This is a genomic window from Mesorhizobium dulcispinae (genome assembly GCF_033977345.1).
Lineage (GTDB): Bacteria > Pseudomonadota > Alphaproteobacteria > Rhizobiales > Rhizobiaceae > Mesorhizobium > Mesorhizobium dulcispinae.
This window is the reverse complement of sequence record NZ_JAVIIY010000004.1, coordinates 281968-298247: the sequence shown is the minus strand read 5'-3', so window position 1 is coordinate 298247 and position 16280 is coordinate 281968. Positions and strand designations below refer to the sequence as shown.

At 63.0% G+C, this 16280-nt stretch carries 16 protein-coding genes, 1 tRNA gene and 1 pseudogene; 5 read left to right on the top strand and 13 right to left on the bottom strand.

The features are described 5' to 3' along the window. Positions 1-67: 67 nt before the first annotated feature. Positions 68-550, bottom strand: coding sequence for a 23S rRNA (pseudouridine(1915)-N(3))-methyltransferase RlmH (gene rlmH, locus RFN30_RS12395; RefSeq protein ID WP_320262358.1), 483 nt, complete (start codon positions 548-550; stop codon positions 68-70). A gap of 61 nt (positions 551-611) precedes the next feature. Then, a complete protein-coding gene (gene rsfS / locus RFN30_RS12390) occupies positions 612-989 on the bottom strand; it encodes a ribosome silencing factor (protein WP_126091382.1) in 378 nt (125 codons plus the stop codon). Positions 990-1229: 240 nt separating this feature from the next. Here rsfS and RFN30_RS12385 point away from each other — a divergent pair, with 240 nt between their 5' ends. Beyond that, positions 1230-2081 carry a mechanosensitive ion channel family protein gene (locus RFN30_RS12385; RefSeq protein ID WP_320262357.1) on the top strand — a complete coding sequence of 284 codons (852 nt, stop codon included), beginning with the start codon at positions 1230-1232 and terminating at the stop codon, positions 2079-2081. A gap of 4 nt (positions 2082-2085) precedes the next feature. On the opposite strand, the gene RFN30_RS12380 is transcribed toward RFN30_RS12385, so the two are convergent. The 5 genes from RFN30_RS12380 to obgE form a co-directional block, all read right to left on the bottom strand. Continuing rightward, on the bottom strand, positions 2086-3372 hold the full coding sequence (locus RFN30_RS12380; protein ID WP_320262356.1) for an MFS transporter: 1287 nt from the start codon (positions 3370-3372) through the stop codon (positions 2086-2088). Positions 3373-3579: 207 nt separating this feature from the next. Further along, entirely contained in the window at positions 3580-4167 is a 588-nt protein-coding gene (locus tag RFN30_RS12375) for a nicotinate-nucleotide adenylyltransferase (RefSeq protein ID WP_320262497.1), read from the bottom strand. 251 nt (positions 4168-4418) lie between these two features. Continuing rightward, entirely contained in the window at positions 4419-5705 is a 1287-nt protein-coding gene (locus tag RFN30_RS12370) for a glutamate-5-semialdehyde dehydrogenase (RefSeq protein ID WP_320262355.1), read from the bottom strand. An 18-nt stretch (positions 5706-5723) separates the two neighbouring features. Beyond that, positions 5724-6863, bottom strand: a complete 1140-nt coding sequence (gene proB / locus RFN30_RS12365) for a glutamate 5-kinase (protein ID WP_320262354.1) — start codon at positions 6861-6863, stop codon at positions 5724-5726. After that, complete coding sequence (gene obgE / locus RFN30_RS12360) at positions 6860-7897, bottom strand: GTPase ObgE (protein WP_320262353.1); 1038 nt, start codon at positions 7895-7897, stop codon at positions 6860-6862. The genes proB and obgE overlap by 4 nt, the downstream gene beginning before the upstream one ends. 203 nt (positions 7898-8100) lie before the next feature. On the opposite strand from obgE, the gene RFN30_RS12355 reads away from it, so the two are divergent. Continuing rightward, on the top strand, positions 8101-8964 hold the full coding sequence (locus RFN30_RS12355; protein ID WP_320262352.1) for an endonuclease/exonuclease/phosphatase family protein: 864 nt from the start codon (positions 8101-8103) through the stop codon (positions 8962-8964). 167 nt (positions 8965-9131) lie between these two features. On the opposite strand, the gene RFN30_RS12350 is transcribed toward RFN30_RS12355, so the two are convergent. The 3 genes from RFN30_RS12350 to RFN30_RS12340 all read right to left on the bottom strand — a co-directional run bounded on the left by RFN30_RS12350 (position 9132) and on the right by RFN30_RS12340 (position 10914). Beyond that, positions 9132-9719 (bottom strand): GNAT family N-acetyltransferase, encoded by a 588-nt coding sequence (locus tag RFN30_RS12350; RefSeq protein WP_320262351.1) that lies wholly within the window; start codon positions 9717-9719, stop codon positions 9132-9134. A gap of 126 nt (positions 9720-9845) precedes the next feature. Then, complete coding sequence (gene rpmA / locus RFN30_RS12345) at positions 9846-10115, bottom strand: 50S ribosomal protein L27 (protein WP_040991608.1); 270 nt, start codon at positions 10113-10115, stop codon at positions 9846-9848. A 100-nt stretch (positions 10116-10215) separates the two neighbouring features. Next, entirely contained in the window at positions 10216-10914 is a 699-nt protein-coding gene (locus tag RFN30_RS12340; RefSeq protein ID WP_320262350.1) for a 50S ribosomal protein L21, read from the bottom strand. A gap of 327 nt (positions 10915-11241) precedes the next feature. On the opposite strand from RFN30_RS12340, the gene RFN30_RS12335 reads away from it, so the two are divergent. Continuing rightward, positions 11242-11331: transfer RNA gene (locus RFN30_RS12335), tRNA-Ser, on the top strand. A 293-nt stretch (positions 11332-11624) separates the two neighbouring features. On the opposite strand, the gene RFN30_RS12330 is transcribed toward RFN30_RS12335, so the two are convergent. After that, complete coding sequence (locus RFN30_RS12330; RefSeq protein WP_320262349.1) at positions 11625-12245, bottom strand: hypothetical protein; 621 nt, start codon at positions 12243-12245, stop codon at positions 11625-11627. A gap of 142 nt (positions 12246-12387) precedes the next feature. Between RFN30_RS12330 and RFN30_RS12325 the strand changes: the two genes are divergently transcribed. Both RFN30_RS12325 and RFN30_RS12320 read left to right on the top strand, forming a co-directional pair. Continuing rightward, entirely contained in the window at positions 12388-12660 is a 273-nt protein-coding gene (locus RFN30_RS12325; RefSeq protein ID WP_320262348.1) for an SEC-C metal-binding domain-containing protein, read from the top strand. A 71-nt stretch (positions 12661-12731) separates the two neighbouring features. Next, positions 12732-13562, top strand: a complete 831-nt coding sequence (locus tag RFN30_RS12320; RefSeq protein ID WP_320262347.1) for a hypothetical protein — start codon at positions 12732-12734, stop codon at positions 13560-13562. A gap of 154 nt (positions 13563-13716) precedes the next feature. On the opposite strand, the pseudogene RFN30_RS12315 reads toward RFN30_RS12320, so the two are convergent. Both RFN30_RS12315 and RFN30_RS12310 read right to left on the bottom strand, forming a co-directional pair. Then, positions 13717-15205: pseudogene (locus tag RFN30_RS12315) on the bottom strand (HAL/PAL/TAL family ammonia-lyase). A 227-nt stretch (positions 15206-15432) separates the two neighbouring features. Further along, positions 15433-16155: a sulfotransferase family protein gene (locus RFN30_RS12310; protein ID WP_320262346.1), complete on the bottom strand. Its 723-nt coding sequence runs from the start codon at positions 16153-16155 to the stop codon at positions 15433-15435. Between the last annotated feature and the right edge of the window lie 125 nt (positions 16156-16280).

Below are 16280 nucleotides of genomic sequence, written 5' to 3'. Positions count from 1 at the left end.
TTGAGGCGGAAATCCGGGCGAGCGGACGCGATCCCCAGCTTTCGCGAGTCATGTCGCGAACAATGACTCAAGCGCGATGATAGGGATGCCCGGAAAGGATAGTCACGACCCGGTAAAGCTGCTCGCCGAGCATGACGCGCACCAGCTGATGCGGCCAGGTCAGCGCCCCGAATGACAGCACCAGATCAGCCTCCTCGCGCAAGGATTTGTCATGGCCGTCGGCGCCGCCGATCGCGATGACCAGCGTTTTGCGGCCGCTGTCGCGCAACTGGCCGATACGGGCGGCGAGATCTTCGGAGGAGAGCGCCTTGCCGCGCTCGTCGAGCAGCACCAGCACGGTGCCTTGCTGCCGCTGGGCCTGCAGCTTCTGGCCCTCCTCGCGGCGGCGTTCGTCGGGGCTCTGGCCACGGCTCTCGGGCGTCTCGACAACGCCGGCAAACTCCAGCCCGACCGCCGGCCCGCTTTTGGCGAAGCGCTCGAAATAGCGGTCGGCGAGTTCTCTCTCGGGGCCGGTCTTCATCCGGCCCACGGCATGAACGGTAACCTTCATCCTCGCCTCGGCGAGCATTCTATCGACACCGGACCGGAATGGTCACGGCATGCGATACGGCTCAGTGCAAGGTCTCTTCCTCGAGGTCCGGCGCCTGCCACATCTTTTCGAGATTGTAGAATTCGCGGACTTCGGGACGGAAGACATGGACGATGATGTCGCCCGAATCGATCAGGACCCAGTCGGCGCTGGCCAGCCCCTCGACGCGCGCCATGCCGAGACCGGCATCCTTGAGCGCCTTGAGGAGATGATCGGCGACAGCCGAGACATGACGGTGCGATCGGCCCGACGCGATGACCATATAGTCGCCGAGGCTCGATTTACCCTGGATGTCGATTGAGACGATGTTTTCGGCCTTGGAGTCTTCCAGACTGGCAAGGACTGTCTTGATGGCGAGGGACGCAGCATCGCTTCCGCTGATCCCGGCCGGCGAAGGCACGATATCGGCCTTCTTCCGCAGTGCTGTTCTCAGTGTGTTTCCTTTCCCAACAAGAACAACCAAATCACCCCGCAAATCAGGTGACGCCACTTACATAGGCAGAGTTCCATTGCAGTTTCAAGACGGGGCGCCCTGCCGGTGCCAACGCGGCCCCTCTTCGTCGGGTTCCGCCCTGCCGAAAAAATCGGAACCCTTGCGCTCGGCGCGGGTTATCGGCTCAACGATCAAAGGGGACTTATCATGCCGACAGACCCGCAAGAGGCACTTCTCGTCGTTCAGGCTGGGCTTGCGCAGCTCTCTACGCTTATCGTTTCCTATTCCTTCTCGGCGATCGGCGCCGTCATCCTTCTGGTTGTCGGCTATTTCGTCGCCGGCCTTGCCGAGCGCTCGATCTTCGCCGGCCTCGGCCACATCCACGGCTTCGACGCTACCTTGCGTCATTTCTTCTCGAAGATCGTCCGCTACGCCATCCTCGTCCTCGTCGTCATCATGGTGCTCGGCCAGTTCGGCGTGCAGACGGCTTCCATCATTGCCGCCATCGGCGCCGTCGGCCTGGCCATCGGACTGGCCCTGCAGGGCACGCTGCAGAACATTGCCGCCGGCATCATGCTTCTGGCGCTGCGGCCTTTCCGCATCGGCGAATCCATCGAGGTCGGCTCGATCGCCGGCACGGTCGAGGAGATCGGCCTGTTCGCGACCAAGCTGCGCACCGTCGAAGGCGTCTACATCCTGGCGCCCAACTCGACGCTGTGGAACCAGCCGGTGCGCAACTTCACCCGCAATGGTGTGCGCCGCACCGATATCAGCTTGAGCATCGGTTCATGGAACGACATCGACCGCGGACAGAAGACGCTGCTTGGCATCGCCGGCGCCGAGAAGCGCATCCGGCGCGAACCGGCGCCGATCGCCTTCGTGGCGGGCCTGGGCGAGACCACGGTTTCGCTGACCTTGCGCTACTGGACGTCGGCGGCCGATTACTTCGCCACCCAGATTGACATGACCAAGCGCGCCAAGCAGGCCTTCGACAACGAGGGCATTTCGATCCCCTTGCCGCCGCCAGAGGCGCCGGCAGCGGAGGCTCGCAAGCAATAACCTCTCAGTTCCTGGTCGGGCCTGCCGGCTCTTCCGGTCCAAAAGCAAGCTCCACCGGCAGAGGCGTCTGCGCCGACATCGGCGCGAAGCTGCCGGTAGCGGGAGCGGGCGTCGGCCGCGCGGCAAACACCCGCCACAGCACGAACAGGCAGAACGCCGAAGCGATGAAGATGCCGACATAGATGAAGGTCTCGGTGCCGAAGACGGCGGAAAGCGCCGTCACGATGCCTGGCACGATGAAGCCGGACAGCGACCAGGCAAAAAGCAGTGAGCTCGACAGCGCGAGCAGCTCGTCCTTCCTGGCGCGGTCGGCGGCATGGGCGCTGGAAAGGGAATAGATCGATTCCGACGCGCCGTCCCAGATGAGATAGACCACCACCAGCGCCATCAGCGCGCCGCCGTCGAAGGCGATGGCGAGCAGGCTCGCCACCACCGCCAGCGCCGCCGCGCCCGCCAGCACATAGCGCCGGTCGGTGCGGTCCGAGAGCCAGCCGAGCGGTATCTGCAGGATCAGCGTGCCGACCGGCATCGCCGCCAACAACAGCGCCACATCCGCCTGGCTGTAGCCCTTGGCGGTGGCGTGGATCGGCGCGAAACCGGAAATGATCATCGACAGGCCGCCGACAGCGAGCATGCCGACGACGCCGACCGGCGAAATCTTCCAGGCCTGGCCGAGCGCCACCGAAGCCGCCAGCGGCGCGGGCGGCTGGGCAAGCCTCGTCATGCCCACGGGCAGGATGGACAAAGCGGTGAAGGCGATGCCGATCAGCGGCGCCGCCGCTGTCTGGATGTCGATCGCGGCGAGCGTCGCATAGCCGACGCCCAATCCGCCGATATAGGCGACGTAGAACACCGCCATGACCCGGCCGCGTATGGCATTCGGCAAGGCATCGTTGAGCCAGCTCTGCGCGACGATGAAGAGGCCGCAAATGGCAAAGCCATAGAGCGCCCGCGCCGCGATCCACAGCAGCGGCATCGGCCCGGCGCCGATCGCGACGTTGGAGAGCGCGATCAGCGCCGAAAGCACCATGAAGGCGCGGGCATGACCGACGCGCCTGACGAGAGGTCCGGTCAGGATGCAGCCGGCGAGCCCGCCGGCCGAAAGGCCGGTGACGATCAGTCCGGCCCAGGTCGGATCGAAGCCGTCGGCGCCGAGCCGCACGGGAATGAAGGCGAACATCAGCCCGTTGCCGATCGCGATCAGCGCCATCGACACAATGACGCTGGCAATGGCGATCAGCGGCGCCGACTGAGCGCCTGGATCGGTCGCGGTGCGGCTCTTCTCCAGCATGCCTGCCACCATCGCTCACCGGAAGGCGAAAAGCCGCCGTAAAAGCGACATGGCTGCACTTCCCTTCCCCCCTTGTGGGGGAAGGTGGATTGCCGCGAAGCGGCAAGACGGATGAGGGGTGCTCCAGCGGAGTGAGACGCTGGCGTTTCCTGGAACACCCCTCATCCGTCGCCTTCGACGACACCTTCTCCCACAAGAAGGTAGGCGCTACCCCTTCCCCGCGTTGCGGATCGCGGTGGAGGAGAGCGACGATCGCGGACCATGGATGAAGGTCCAGGCCGGCGCCCGCATGCGGGCAAGCCGCGGCGCGTCGCCTTCGTCGATGCGGGCATAGTCGAAGGTCTTGGCGACGACCGACGACAGGAAGGAAAGCGTGGCGCCCGGGCGGTCGATGACCGCGATCGGGAAGGTCAGCACGATCTCGCGCCAGCGCTGCCAGCGATGGAAATCGCGCAAGCTGTCCGCGCCCATGATCCAGACGAAGTCGACGCCCGGATTGCGCGCCTTGACCAGCGCCAGCGTGTCGGAGGTGTAGCGGACATGCTGCGCGGCCTCGAAGGCTGTGACCTTGATCTTCGGATTCCTGGCGATCTTTTCGGACAGCACGATGCGTTGGGCGAGCGGCGCCAGCTCGCGCGCGCTTTTCAGCGGATTGCCGGGCGTCACGATCCACCAGAGCTGGTCGAGCGCCAGCCGTCTCAGCGCAATTTCCGCGACCAGCGCATGGCCGGCATGCGGCGGGTTGAAGGAGCCGCCGAACAGGCCGACGGCAAGCCCCCTGCCGGCATGGGGCATGCGAAGGTAAGGGGCGGGAACGGCAGGTTCGGTTGGAGAAAGCACGGTGCTAAGCACCCCCCTCTGCCCTGCCGGGCATCTCTCCCGCAAGGGGAGAGATTGGCAGCTCCATCGATGGCGCAACCCCTGCAGCATCGACAATTGGCGAAACCCCAAATGACAGCTGATCTCCCCCCTTGCGGGGGAGATGTCCGGCAGGACAGAGGGGGGTGGCTGGGCGCGGCACCCTCAGATCCTAGCGGCAAACAACGTCAAGGCCTCACCTGTCCCGAACCGCGGACGCGGTATTTGAACGAGGTCAACTGCTCGACGCCGACCGGCCCGCGCGCATGCATCTTGCCGGTGGCGATGCCGATCTCGGCGCCCATGCCGAACTCGCCGCCATCGGCGAACTGCGTCGAGGCGTTGTGCAAAAGGATCGCCGAGTCGATCTCGTTGAAGAATTTTTCGACCGCCTGTGCATCCTCGGCGATGATCGCCTCGGTGTGATGCGAGGAAAAGGTCTCGATATGGTCGATCGCGCCGGCGACGCCGTCGACCAGCTTCACCGCGATGATGGCATCGAGATACTCCGTCACCCAGTCGGCATCGGTCGCCGGACTGGCATCCGAGAAAGCCTTCATCACCTCGGTGTCGGCGTGAATTTCGCAGCCGGCGGCGCGCAGCGCTTCCAGGATCGGCACCAGATGCGTTGAGACCACCGCGCGGTCGACCAGCAGCGTCTCGGCCGCGCCGCACACACCTGTGCGCCGCATCTTGGCGTTGACGGCGATCTTCACCGCCATGTCGAGTTTTGCGGAGCGATCGACATAGAGATGACAGATGCCTTCGAGATGCGCGAAGACCGGCACCCGCGCCTCGTTTTGCACGCGACCGACCAGGCTTTTGCCGCCGCGCGGGATGATGACGTCGAGATTGCCGCCGAGACCTTTGAGCATCTCGCCGACGGCGGCGCGATCGGTGGTCGGCACCAGTTGGATGGCATCTTGCGGCAGGCCCGCCGCCTTCAGCCCTTCGACCATGCAGGCATGGATGGCAGAGGACGAATTGATCGAATCCGAGCCGCCGCGCAGGATTACCGGATTGCCCGCCTTCAGGCAGAGCGCGCCGGCATCGGCCGTCACGTTCGGGCGGCTTTCATAGATGACGCCGATGACGCCGAGCGGCGTGCGCACGCGCTCGATATGGAGGCCGTTCGGCCGGTCCCATTCGGCAATCACGTCACCGACCGGATCCTCGAGCGCGGCGATCTCGCGGATGCCGTCGGCCATCGCCTTGATGCGCGATGGCGTCAGCTTCAGCCGGTCCATGAAGGAGCCGGACAGCCCGGCCTCCTCGCCGTTCGACATGTCGATGGCGTTGGCCTCGAGGATCGCCTGCTCATTGCGCAGGATGGCGTCGGCCATGGCGGCTAATGCGGCATTCTTGGCCGCGGTCGCGGCGACGGCCAACGGTCGGGCGGCGGCGCGGGCGCGGCGGCCGATACCGGCCATCAGCGCCACGGTATCTTCCCCGGATTTTTCATGCAGCGTCAGCATGGTTCATCCTCCGCTGGGTCATTCGCTGGCCAATACTTGGTCGCCGGCGACGCTTACGACAAGGTCGTCGCGATGGATCATCGCCGAGCGCGCCTCGTAGCCGAGCACAGTTTCGATCTCGGCCGTCTTCAAACCCGCGATCCTTACGGCATCGGCGGCATCGTAGGCAACCAGCCCGCGCGCGATCTCGCGGCCCTCGGGCGACAGGATCGCTACCGTGTCGCCGCGCGAGAAATTGCCGCTGACGAGCTTCACACCCGCCGGCAGCAGCGACTTGCCCGATTTCAGCGCGCCGACCGCGCCGGCATCGACTGTCAGCCGCCCCGCCGGCTCGAGCTGCCCGGCGATCCAGGTCTTGTAGCCCTTCACTGGATTGGCGCTCGGCTTGAAGAACGTCGCGCGCTCGCCGCGCTCGATCGCCATCAGCGGCGACAGCCGCGTGCCGGAGGTGATGATCATCGCCGTGCCGGCGGCGTTGGCGATCTTGCCGGCATCGAGCTTCGTCCGCATGCCGCCGCGCGACAATTCGGAAGCGGCGGCACCCGCCATCGCCTCGATGTCGGGCGTGATGCGGTCGACCACCGGAATGAATTTCGCCCCCGCGTCCTTGGCCGGCGGCGCCGTGTAGAGCCCGTCGATATCGGAAAGCAGCACCAGAAGATCGGCGCCCATCATCGTCGCCACCCGCGCGGCCAGCCGGTCGTTGTCGCCATAGCGGATTTCCGAGGTCGCCACCGTGTCGTTCTCGTTGATGACCGGCACCGCCTTCATCTTGAGCAGCGTCGAGATCGTGGCACGCGCATTGAGGTAGCGGCGTCGCTCCTCGGTATCGCCGAGGGTCAGAAGAATCTGGCCGGATTTCAGCCCATCCTTGCCGAGCGCGTCCGACCAGGCCCCGGCGAGCGCGATCTGGCCGACGGCAGCCGCGGCCTGGCTCTCCTCGAGCTTCAGCGCGCGCTTGCCGAGGCCGAGAATGGTGCGCCCGAGCGCGATGGCGCCCGACGAGACGACCAGAACCTCCGCGCCGGCATTGGCGAGCACCGCGATGTCGGCGGCAAGCGACGTCAGCCAGTCGCGCTTCAGCCCTGTCGTACGATCGACAAGCAGCGCCGAGCCGATCTTCACGGTTATGCGCCGGTATGATTTCAGCGATTTCATGGGTTTTGCTGCCAGCGCGTATCGACAGGGGCGGGAACGGCATCGCGCGCCTCGGCGACAACCGCCATCAGCGCGCGCAAGACGGCCTCGACGCCTTCGCCCGTGACGGCCGACAACAGCATCGGCGCGCGGCCGGCGGCGCGCTTCAGCGAGGTCGCCTTCTTCTTGCGGGCGTCCGCATCGAGGATGTCGACCTGGCAGAGCGCGACGATCTCGGGCTTCTCGGCCAGCCCATGGCCATAGGCTTCGAGCTCGGCGCGCACGGTCTTGTAGGCCTTGCCGGGATTTTCCTCCTGCGCCGAGACGAGATGGAGCAGCACGCGCGTGCGCTCGACATGGCCGAGGAAGCGGTCGCCGATGCCGACCCCCTCATGCGCCCCCTCGATCAGGCCGGGGATGTCGGCCAGCACGAATTCGCGGCCGTCGATGCGGGCGACGCCGAGGCCGGGATAAAGCGTGGTGAACGGATAGTCGGCGATCTTCGGCTTGGCGGCGGTGACAGCCGCCAGGAAGGTCGACTTGCCGGCATTGGGCAGGCCGACAAGACCGGCGTCCGCAATCAGCTTGAGCCGCAGCCAGATGCTCAACTCCTCGCCCGGCTGTCCCGGATTGGCGCGGCGCGGCGCCTGGTTGGTCGAGGTCTTGAAATGCTGGTTGCCGAAGCCGCCATTGCCGCCCTTGGCGAGCAGGAAGCGCTGGCCGACTTCGGTCAGGTCGCAGATCAGCGTCTCGTTGTCTTCCGCAAAGACCTGGGTGCCGGCCGGCACCTTCAGCGTGATGTCGGCGCCCTTGGCGCCGGTCATGTTGCGGCCCATGCCGTGCATGCCGGTCTTGGCCTTGAAATGCTGCTGGTAGCGATAGTCGATCAGCGTGTTCAGCCCGTCGACCGCTTCCACCCAGACATCGCCGCCGCGGCCGCCGTCGCCGCCGTCGGGGCCGCCGAACTCGATGAATTTCTCACGGCGGAACGATAGCGATCCGGCGCCGCCGTCGCCGGAACGGATGTAAACCCTGGCTTGATCGAGGAATTTCATCTGATTTTCGAGGTTTCTGCTGATTGCCTTGCGCGATTGCTCTAAACCAAGGCGGGGCCCAGGGCGAGGCTGTTTTGTGACGAAAGCGCTGGCACACGCTTTTGGGCACATGGTGAACATCCCGGCACTGCCCGATTGCGAATGGTCCCGCGCGACGATCGTTTCCGCTTTTCGCGGTTTCGCGTTGGTGTTGGAGTACCGGAATGCAGCTCGTCACCTACAACATCCAATACGGCATCGGCCTCGACGACAAATACGATGTCGGCCGCATCACCGACGCCGTGCGCGGCGCCGATGTCATCGCGCTGCAGGAGGTGACCCGCAACAATCCGCGCAACGGCGACCGCGACATGGTGGCCGAGATCGGCGAGGCGTTGCCGGACTATTTTGCCGCCTATGGCAGCAATTTCGAGGTCAATATCGGCTCGCGCCTGGATGCCGGCCGCGCCGTCACCCGGACCTTCCAGCTCGGCAACATGGTGCTGTCGAAGACGCCCATTCACCTGTCGCGCAATCTCCTTCTGCCGCGCAGCCGCAGTCTGGAGCGGATGAACTTCCAGCGCGGCGCGCTCGAGGCGCTCATCGAGACCCCGCTCGGTTTCATCCGCTTCTACTCCACCCATCTCGACCACCGCAGTCCCGTCGAGCGCCAGAGCCAGATCCGTTTCCTGCGCCAGCGCCTGCTCAACTATGCGCTGGAGGGCGGCGGCCTTTCCGGCATTCCCGAGATCGGCCTGCCGGACCTGCCCTACCCGGAGGCCTTCGTCGTCATGGGCGACTTCAACATGCTGCCCGGGTCGCCCGAATATGTCGAACTCGCCGGACGCACGGACCATGAGTTCGGCATGCCGCTGACCGCCGACCTCGCCGTCGACGTCGCCCAGCGCCTCGACGTTTCCGGCCTGTTCACCTGGATCGACCCCAAGCGGCCCGACGATGCGGCCCGCCACAAATGCATCGACTATGTTTTCACCAGCGCCTCGCTCGCCGGCTCACTGAAGCGGCTGTGGGTCGACCGGCAGGCGCGTGGATCGGATCACCTGCCGGTGTGGGTCGAACTGAGCTGAGTCCTTTTGACGGTTCGGCCTGCGCCGAGGTGCGTTCAGATTCAGGTCAGACCGAGCCGAAAACACTGGGTTTCGAGAACCGGAGCGGAGCGTACTTAAGTACGTGAGCACCGGAAGCGCAGAAAATCAGTGTTTGCAGGCCGGTCTCACCTGAATATCGGCACACCTCAGAAATGGACCCAGTTCCGCAGGCTGGTCCACGTCTTGCGATCCAGCCGGTAGCGCTCGACCGGCACCTGGCCGGCGACGATCGAGTTCAGCATGCCCTGGCCGGCATACTGGAAGCCGCACTTGTGGATGACCCGGCGGGAGGCCGGATTGATGACCCTGGTCGAGGCATGCAGCACCTGGATCGAGGTCTTCTGGAAGGCGAGGTCGACCAGGGCGTGCGCGGCTTCCGTCGCGTAGCCGCGCTTCCAGTAGGGCTCGCCGATCCAGTAGCCGAGCTCCAGCCCGCGATCGGTGGTGTTGAGGCCCGCGCAGCCGACGAAAGTGCCGGTTCCGGCAAGCGTCAGCGCATAGACGATGCCGGCGCGGCGCGATGAGGCCATGGCCAGGAAGGCGCGCCCTTCGGCCTCGCCGTAAGGATGCGGCATGCGGGCCAGCATTTCGGCGACATGTCGGTTGTCGGCCAAAGCCACCAGTTGCTCGAGGTCGCTCTCGCGCGGCGCGCGCATAACCAGCCGCTCGGTGGCGAGCACCGGGCAGTCGATCGCGTAACTTTCGTCTTCGGTGTCTTCCGCTTCGGCAACCATTTTAGTCCTCCAGGGCATAAGAAAAATGAAAAAGGAGAGATGGAAGCCCATCTCTCCTGATCCTTTTCCTGGCCTGGCCAGACACCGGTTCCCGAGATGGGCGCCGGTGTTATGGTGCGGAACCGGCTACTCCGCTGCTTTGGTGATCGGGTTTACCGAGACGTAGGTTCGGCCGTTGGCTTTTTTGTTGAAGGTGACTGCGCCGGCTTCGAGCGCAAAGAGGGTGTGGTCCGTGCCCATGCCAACGTTGGTGCCCGGATGCCATTGCGTACCGCGCTGACGAATGATGATGTTGCCGGCGACGACGGCTTCGCCGCCGAACTTCTTCACGCCGAGACGCTTGGAGTGCGAGTCGCGACCGTTGCGCGACGAACCGCCAGCTTTCTTGTGTGCCATCTAACTAACTCCGATGCGCCCTGAGGCGCTTGAATGGTCTTATGAACGCGTTCGCGTTCCGTTTCAAGTCCGTACCGGCGACGATTATCGCCGATCAGCCTTACTTCTTCTTCGCCAGTTCCTTGGCCTGCTCGCGCCAGTCCTTGATCTGGTCGGCGCTGAACGGCATGTGCTCGTCGATCTTGGCGACATCCTTGTCGGTCAGCTTGGCGAGTTGCGCGAAGGTGACGATGCCCTGCTCGTTAAGATCCTTCGCGGCGACCGGGCCGATGCCCTTGATCACCGTCAGATCGTCCGGCTCGCCCTTCGGCGCCTTGAACAGCGGCGCAGCGGCGGTCTCGGCCTTGGCTTCTTCCTTCGGTGCGGCCTTGGCCTTGGCTTCCTTCTTGGCCTTGGCCTCCTTCGGGGCGGCCTCTGCCTTCGCCTCGGCGGCGACTTCTGCCTTGGCTTCCGGCTTGGCAGCGGCCTTCTTCGACGGCTTGGCGCCACCCAGCAGGATCTCGGCGATCCTGACGGTGGTCAAAAGCTGGCGGTGGCCGATCTTGCGGCGCGAATTCTGGCGGCGGCGCTTCTTGAAAGCGATGACGGTCCGGTTCTTGCCCTGCTCGACGACTTCCGCCGTGACCATGGCGCCATCGACGAACGGAGCGCCGAAGGTGACATTCTCGCCCTCGCCATGCGCGAGCACATTGCCGATCTCGACGATTTCGCCGACCTTGGCTTCGACTTTTTCGATCTTCAAGAGATCGTTGGCGGCGACGCGATACTGCTTGCCGCCCGTTTTGATGACTGCGAACATTTTTTGCCTTTCGCTGTTCGGTCGGCCTTGATGAACCGCCTCAAGCGGTTCGGCCGTCTTTTTGTCAGTCTGCGGGTTCAAAAAACAAGCGGCGCGGAGAAGCCCCCACGCCGAATGCGGGCTGTCCCTAACCGAAGGTTGCGCGGAAGTCAAGGCAAGCGGGCCTTGCCTTGAAGATACGCCGAGCGACGTTGCCGGCAAAGGTCGGACGGTCGCCTCGCCGATGCTTTTCCGGGAAGCGGAAAATCGGTGGAATAAGGCCTTGTAACTGCGACAGTCAGCCGTTATCTAGTGCGGCGCGCCGGCAACGGCCGACCATGACCTCGCGGAGAGGTGGCAGAGTGGTCGAATGCACCGCACTCGAAATGCGGCATACTCGCAAGGGTATCGGGGGTTCGAATCCCTCCCTCTCCGCCAGAACTTTCCCATAAATCTCTATTTTTATTTCGTTTTCTGAGCCGATCAGAGATTTCCTTGCACCATTCCTTGCACTTTAAGAGCGCGGCGTGCCTGTCGGAGAGCCCTCGGCAAGCTCCTCAGGCATTCGCTTTTGCGAGCGACCTCGCCCATTGACCCAATTTCTCATTTTCTCTGCCATGGCCACCGACCTCGGTAAGCCAACGCCCGAACGTCGCGTGTAGGCAGTAGCCGGACAGAACGCTCCCGGCGCTAGGAGGGTGAAAGCGGACCTTCCGGTCCTTAGGATCGGGCTATTTCGGTTCGAGATCGAGCCATACAGCGTTCTTCGCGCCGAGCGTTTCGATCATCGCTTTCAACTCGCCGCGATCGCCAAATTGACCGTTCGGCACCTTTCGCCGATCGCCCAACTCGCATTCCAGTACTCGGTCGAATAGCTTGTCGACACCGAAGCTTGACGAACTGCGCTTCGGCACATCCACCGACCTGATAACGTCGATGCCGGTCGGGGAATATATCCACACGACCGACCCCTTCTTCGTGACCATGTTCATGCGACGGCATTGTTCGGCAAGTTCTCGGAAGTTGAGCTTATCCTGACGCTTGGCCTGAACGAGCACGCCTTTGGTTGCTGTGTTGCCCAGGTCATCCTCCACCGAGATAGCGAAATAGAGATCCGTGCCCATCGGCTTCTCGAGACTCTTGCGGCCGTGGGAATTAATGGTCTCGGTGATGACGCGAACACGGTAGCCGCGCAACACCCTGTCGTTGAACCGATCTTCGAGCCGCTGACCAATGCGGGAGGTGATATCGGGCTCCTCGGTGAGCCCTTTCATCCGATCTCGCACGAGTTCATCGAGCGCACGGCCGAACGCCTGCGAGATCTCGCCTCTGACTTCCAAATCGTCGATCACCTATACCCCCACCCATCCCGGCGAAAAGACACATCGCCGGCGTCGAAAGGTGAGATATTTGGCAGACGATTCGTCGCGCGCCAACAGTTAACTGAAGTCATCAGGCTGTTCGACGCGCGCGGTTTGAGACTTGGAACTGAGGATGTCAGATGCAACAAGCTTGGGAAAAGATGGAAAGCGGTGGAAAGCAATGAAAGGCCTTGGACGGAACGACCCCTGTTGGTGCGGATCAGGACAGAAATACAAGAAGTGCCACCTCAATCGGAGCCTGCAGGAGAAGGGCAACCCTTGGGATGCGGTCGCGGCCAACAAGAAGGGTTTCACGAGAAGAAATGCTGCGCTCAAGGTGCTGGGCTCGGCTCCTGCGAGGGCAAGATCATCAAGGCTCATACCGTTTCACGCGGTCCAAATCTGACGAAAATCGCAAGGCTCGGCAAAGTCGTGTGCTATAGCGCTAATCCGTCCGAGTTGGCAAAGAACGGCGGAATGCTGACGGCCGCCGAGGTCGGCATTGGCGACGCATCTGTCTTTTACGGATTTTGTGCTGGGCACGACCGCAGCCTCTTCTCCTGTATCGAAAATGACCCCTTCACCGGGCGACCCGACCAATGCCTCGCAATAGCCTATCGTACGTTGAGCAGGGAGTTCTATGGAAAGGATGCAGCAAGTCATCTCAGAGAGACATTGCGAGACGCGGACAAAGGGAAGTTGCCCGTCGAACAGATCCAATTACAAGCCCTGCTAAACCTTATCGATCAAGGAAATGAGCTGGCAAAAAAGGACCTAAAAAACACCTATGGCAAGCTCACACAAGCGCTGGTTGGAGGCCGGGACGACGTGCTGCGCTCGATGGTAATCGAGTTTGGAGGCACTTTACCGTTCATGCTGGCTGGGGCTTGGTCTCCATTCACGGACCTCATTGGGAATGAACTTCAGCAAGGATTTACAGACGAACAGCTAGAGCAGATTTTCATATCTAGTTTTGCCGGAAACGGTGATAGCAAGATCTGCATTTCGTGGTTGGATACAAACGATGCGCCAGGGCAGGTCATAGCAAATCAAATTCACAATTTGCCGAAAAATCAGCAGGCCATGGCTTGCCTTCAGTTTTCCGTAAAGCACGTCGAGAACGTCTTTTATGAGCCGACATGGTTCGAAGCTCTTTCTACGAGTCAACGCAGGCAACTGGATATATTGGCTGCAAGCGGCGTGGATGTTTTTGGCAGCGTTCCAGCCGCGCAAATAGATTTGAGCTTGAATTTCGACCTACCTAATGCCACCCGCGTTTTTATCGTCAGCGGGCCAAAAGAGGGGTAGATACGAAACGGCACCTCTCCTCTTTCTGCCGTTCTCACAATTGCCGTTCTGCCCCGAGCGCCAATCGCTCTTTCCGGGCCCTGTACGGAAGCAGGATGCCCTGCGAAGCTTTAGCGTAGGAGGGCGGCTCCAAGTTTGTCTCGACGTCCCACCGCTACTGCGCCACATCGGCTTCGCTGATGAAATCGCGCAGCATTTCCATGTCCCATGACAGCGGGCGATCGTCGCTATAGTGCGCGACGCGTTGACGGACAGCGCGATAGATGACATCGGTGCCTGGCGCGCGCGCCGCCTTTTCTGACAGGAAATCATGCGCCTGCGCGGCTGCCATGAGTTCGATCGCCAGAATATATTCAGCGTTGTCGATGACGGCCAGAAGCTTGTTGGCCGCCACGGTTGGGTGAGCGAGGAAATCCTCCTGCAAGCCGGATGTGACGCCGCCGTCTGTTGCTGCCGGCGCGGCAAGGCGCCGGTTGACGTTGCTCAGCGAAGCGGCGGTGTACTGGGCGATCATGAAGCCCGAGTTGCAACCGCCCTCCGCCGCCAGAAATGCCGGCAGATTGTTGACCAGCGGGTTGACTAGGCGGTCGATGCGACGTTCGCTCATGGCCGCGACCTGCGCCAGGGCAATCGTCAAAGCGTCGGCGGTCTGCCCGAGCGCTGGTGCGACTGCATGCGCCTGCGAAAACACCAGGGGGTCATCGGGCGTGCCGGACACGGCGGGATTGTCGGTTATCGAAGCCAGTTCACGATCGACCAGTTGCGCGGAGCGCTCCAGCACCTCTCGCGCCGCGCCATGCACGTGCGGCACCGCGCGAAGGCTGAGCGCATCTTGCGTGCGACTGCCGTGCGCCGCCGCGATCAGCCCGCTGCCGTCGAGCAAGCGCCGCAATGAAGCGCCAACGGCCTGGATTGCCGGGCGAAAGCCTCATGGCAAGCACATGTTCGTTGAAGGCCGCCATCTGCCCGCCGGCGGCTTCCAGCGTGAGCGCCGCCGCGGCATCGGCCCAACGCAGCAGACGCTCGGCGCGAACCAGCGCGATGCTTGCCAGGCCGGTTGCGCATGCCGTGCCGTTGACGAGGCTCAAACCTTCCTTGGCGCCCAGAACCAGCGGCTCCAGGCCGATCTCGGCCAGCGCCTGGCGTCCGCTCATCCTGCGCCCGGCGACGCTTGCCCTGCCCTCGCCGATCAGCACCAGCGCTATGTGGGCATTGTGCGTGAGATATCCGGCCGATCCCCGGGAAGGAACATCCGGAACGCATTTCCGCTCGAGGAAGGCGAGCAGGTTGCGGACGATCTCTGGCCGCACGCCCGAATGGCCATGCGCGAAATTTGCCACCTGCACGGCAATGACGGCGCGGATACTGCGCTCGGGCACCAGCTCGCCGACGCCGCAAGCGTGGCTGAGAATGATGTTGCGCGAGAGCTTCTCCTGGAGGGCCGGCGCCACCACCTGGCTTGCAAGCGCCCCGACCCCGGTATTCACGCCATAGGCGCGGATGCCTTTTTCGACGAGGCTTCCCACGATGCGGTTCGCATGCGCGATACGATCCCAAGCGGCCGGCGCCAACGCAAGATTTTCGCCGTCCCCCACGCGGGCGATGTCGCGCCAGCTTGCGGCATTGTCAATGACGATTGTCATTCGCGGATTCCACCCAGGCTGATAGCCCTCTAAGACCGGTCGCTGGGTCCCCATGTCCCCAGCAGCTTCGTACCTAAAGCTTTTCGAGCACAGCTTTTGTCGAAATTTCGCCGCTGCAGCGGGACAAAGGTGATAATTTCGATGGAACTTGGCTCAGGATTAGTCCAACCTTCCGCGCGAAGCAGGATGCCCTCCGAAGCCTCGGCGAAGGAGGGCGACCGCCGCTCTCAGCAATATCCGAAATAGGCCATCAGCTCACGGGCCTCACCCGCCTCGAAACGCGAGGCGACGTCCACGGGCAGGGTCGATCTCCAGCCGCCCCTGTAGTCGGTGATCGGTTGGTTGACCTGTGCCAAACGGCGGGCGGAATGCGCCGTTCGAATTTTCCTGTCCCTTCCCCAGACGACCGGATGCTGGTGATAGTCCAGGATGGCAGGATCGAAAGCCACGCCCATGAAGCGGCATAGCCGTTCGATGGAAAGCGCAGGCGATTCGATAAAGTCCTCGTAGCGCCACAGCATGCTCCCGCCTCTCTCGACACAGAGCATCGAGGCCTTGCTGTCGGCGACCCACCTTTGGAACGCTCTGTCGAAATCGCCCTCGTAACGCTGCCCGAGCGATGTCACGACATCCCGGCCGTCGCGCGTGACGACGATGAAACGAGCGCCCGGGATCGTCTCGAGTATCTGACGGGTGCAATGGATGTGACCCGGGGTTTTTTCGACCCAGACGCTCCGCCGCGAAATGGCCGCCTCAAGCAAAAGCAAGCTTAGCTTGGTCCATCTGGCGCCTTTGTCCGAGACAAAAGCGCTTGTTTCCCGCGGGACGCTGAAGATATCCGGATGGGCGGCCAATATCCGGGCGAGCAAGGTCGAGCCGGTATGGCCACAACCACAGATAAATATTGAAGTTCTCGGCTTCGGAATAAGCCGCACAACACCCCTGTTCACTTGCCGTGTCCTCCCCCGGAAACTTAATCGAACCTCCTCTTTTGAGTTATTGCAATAGGGAATGTTTCCACAGGGGCGGCTAGGCCCGACGCGGCGTCTGGCCATGCAGCTACGCCTGCGGTTTC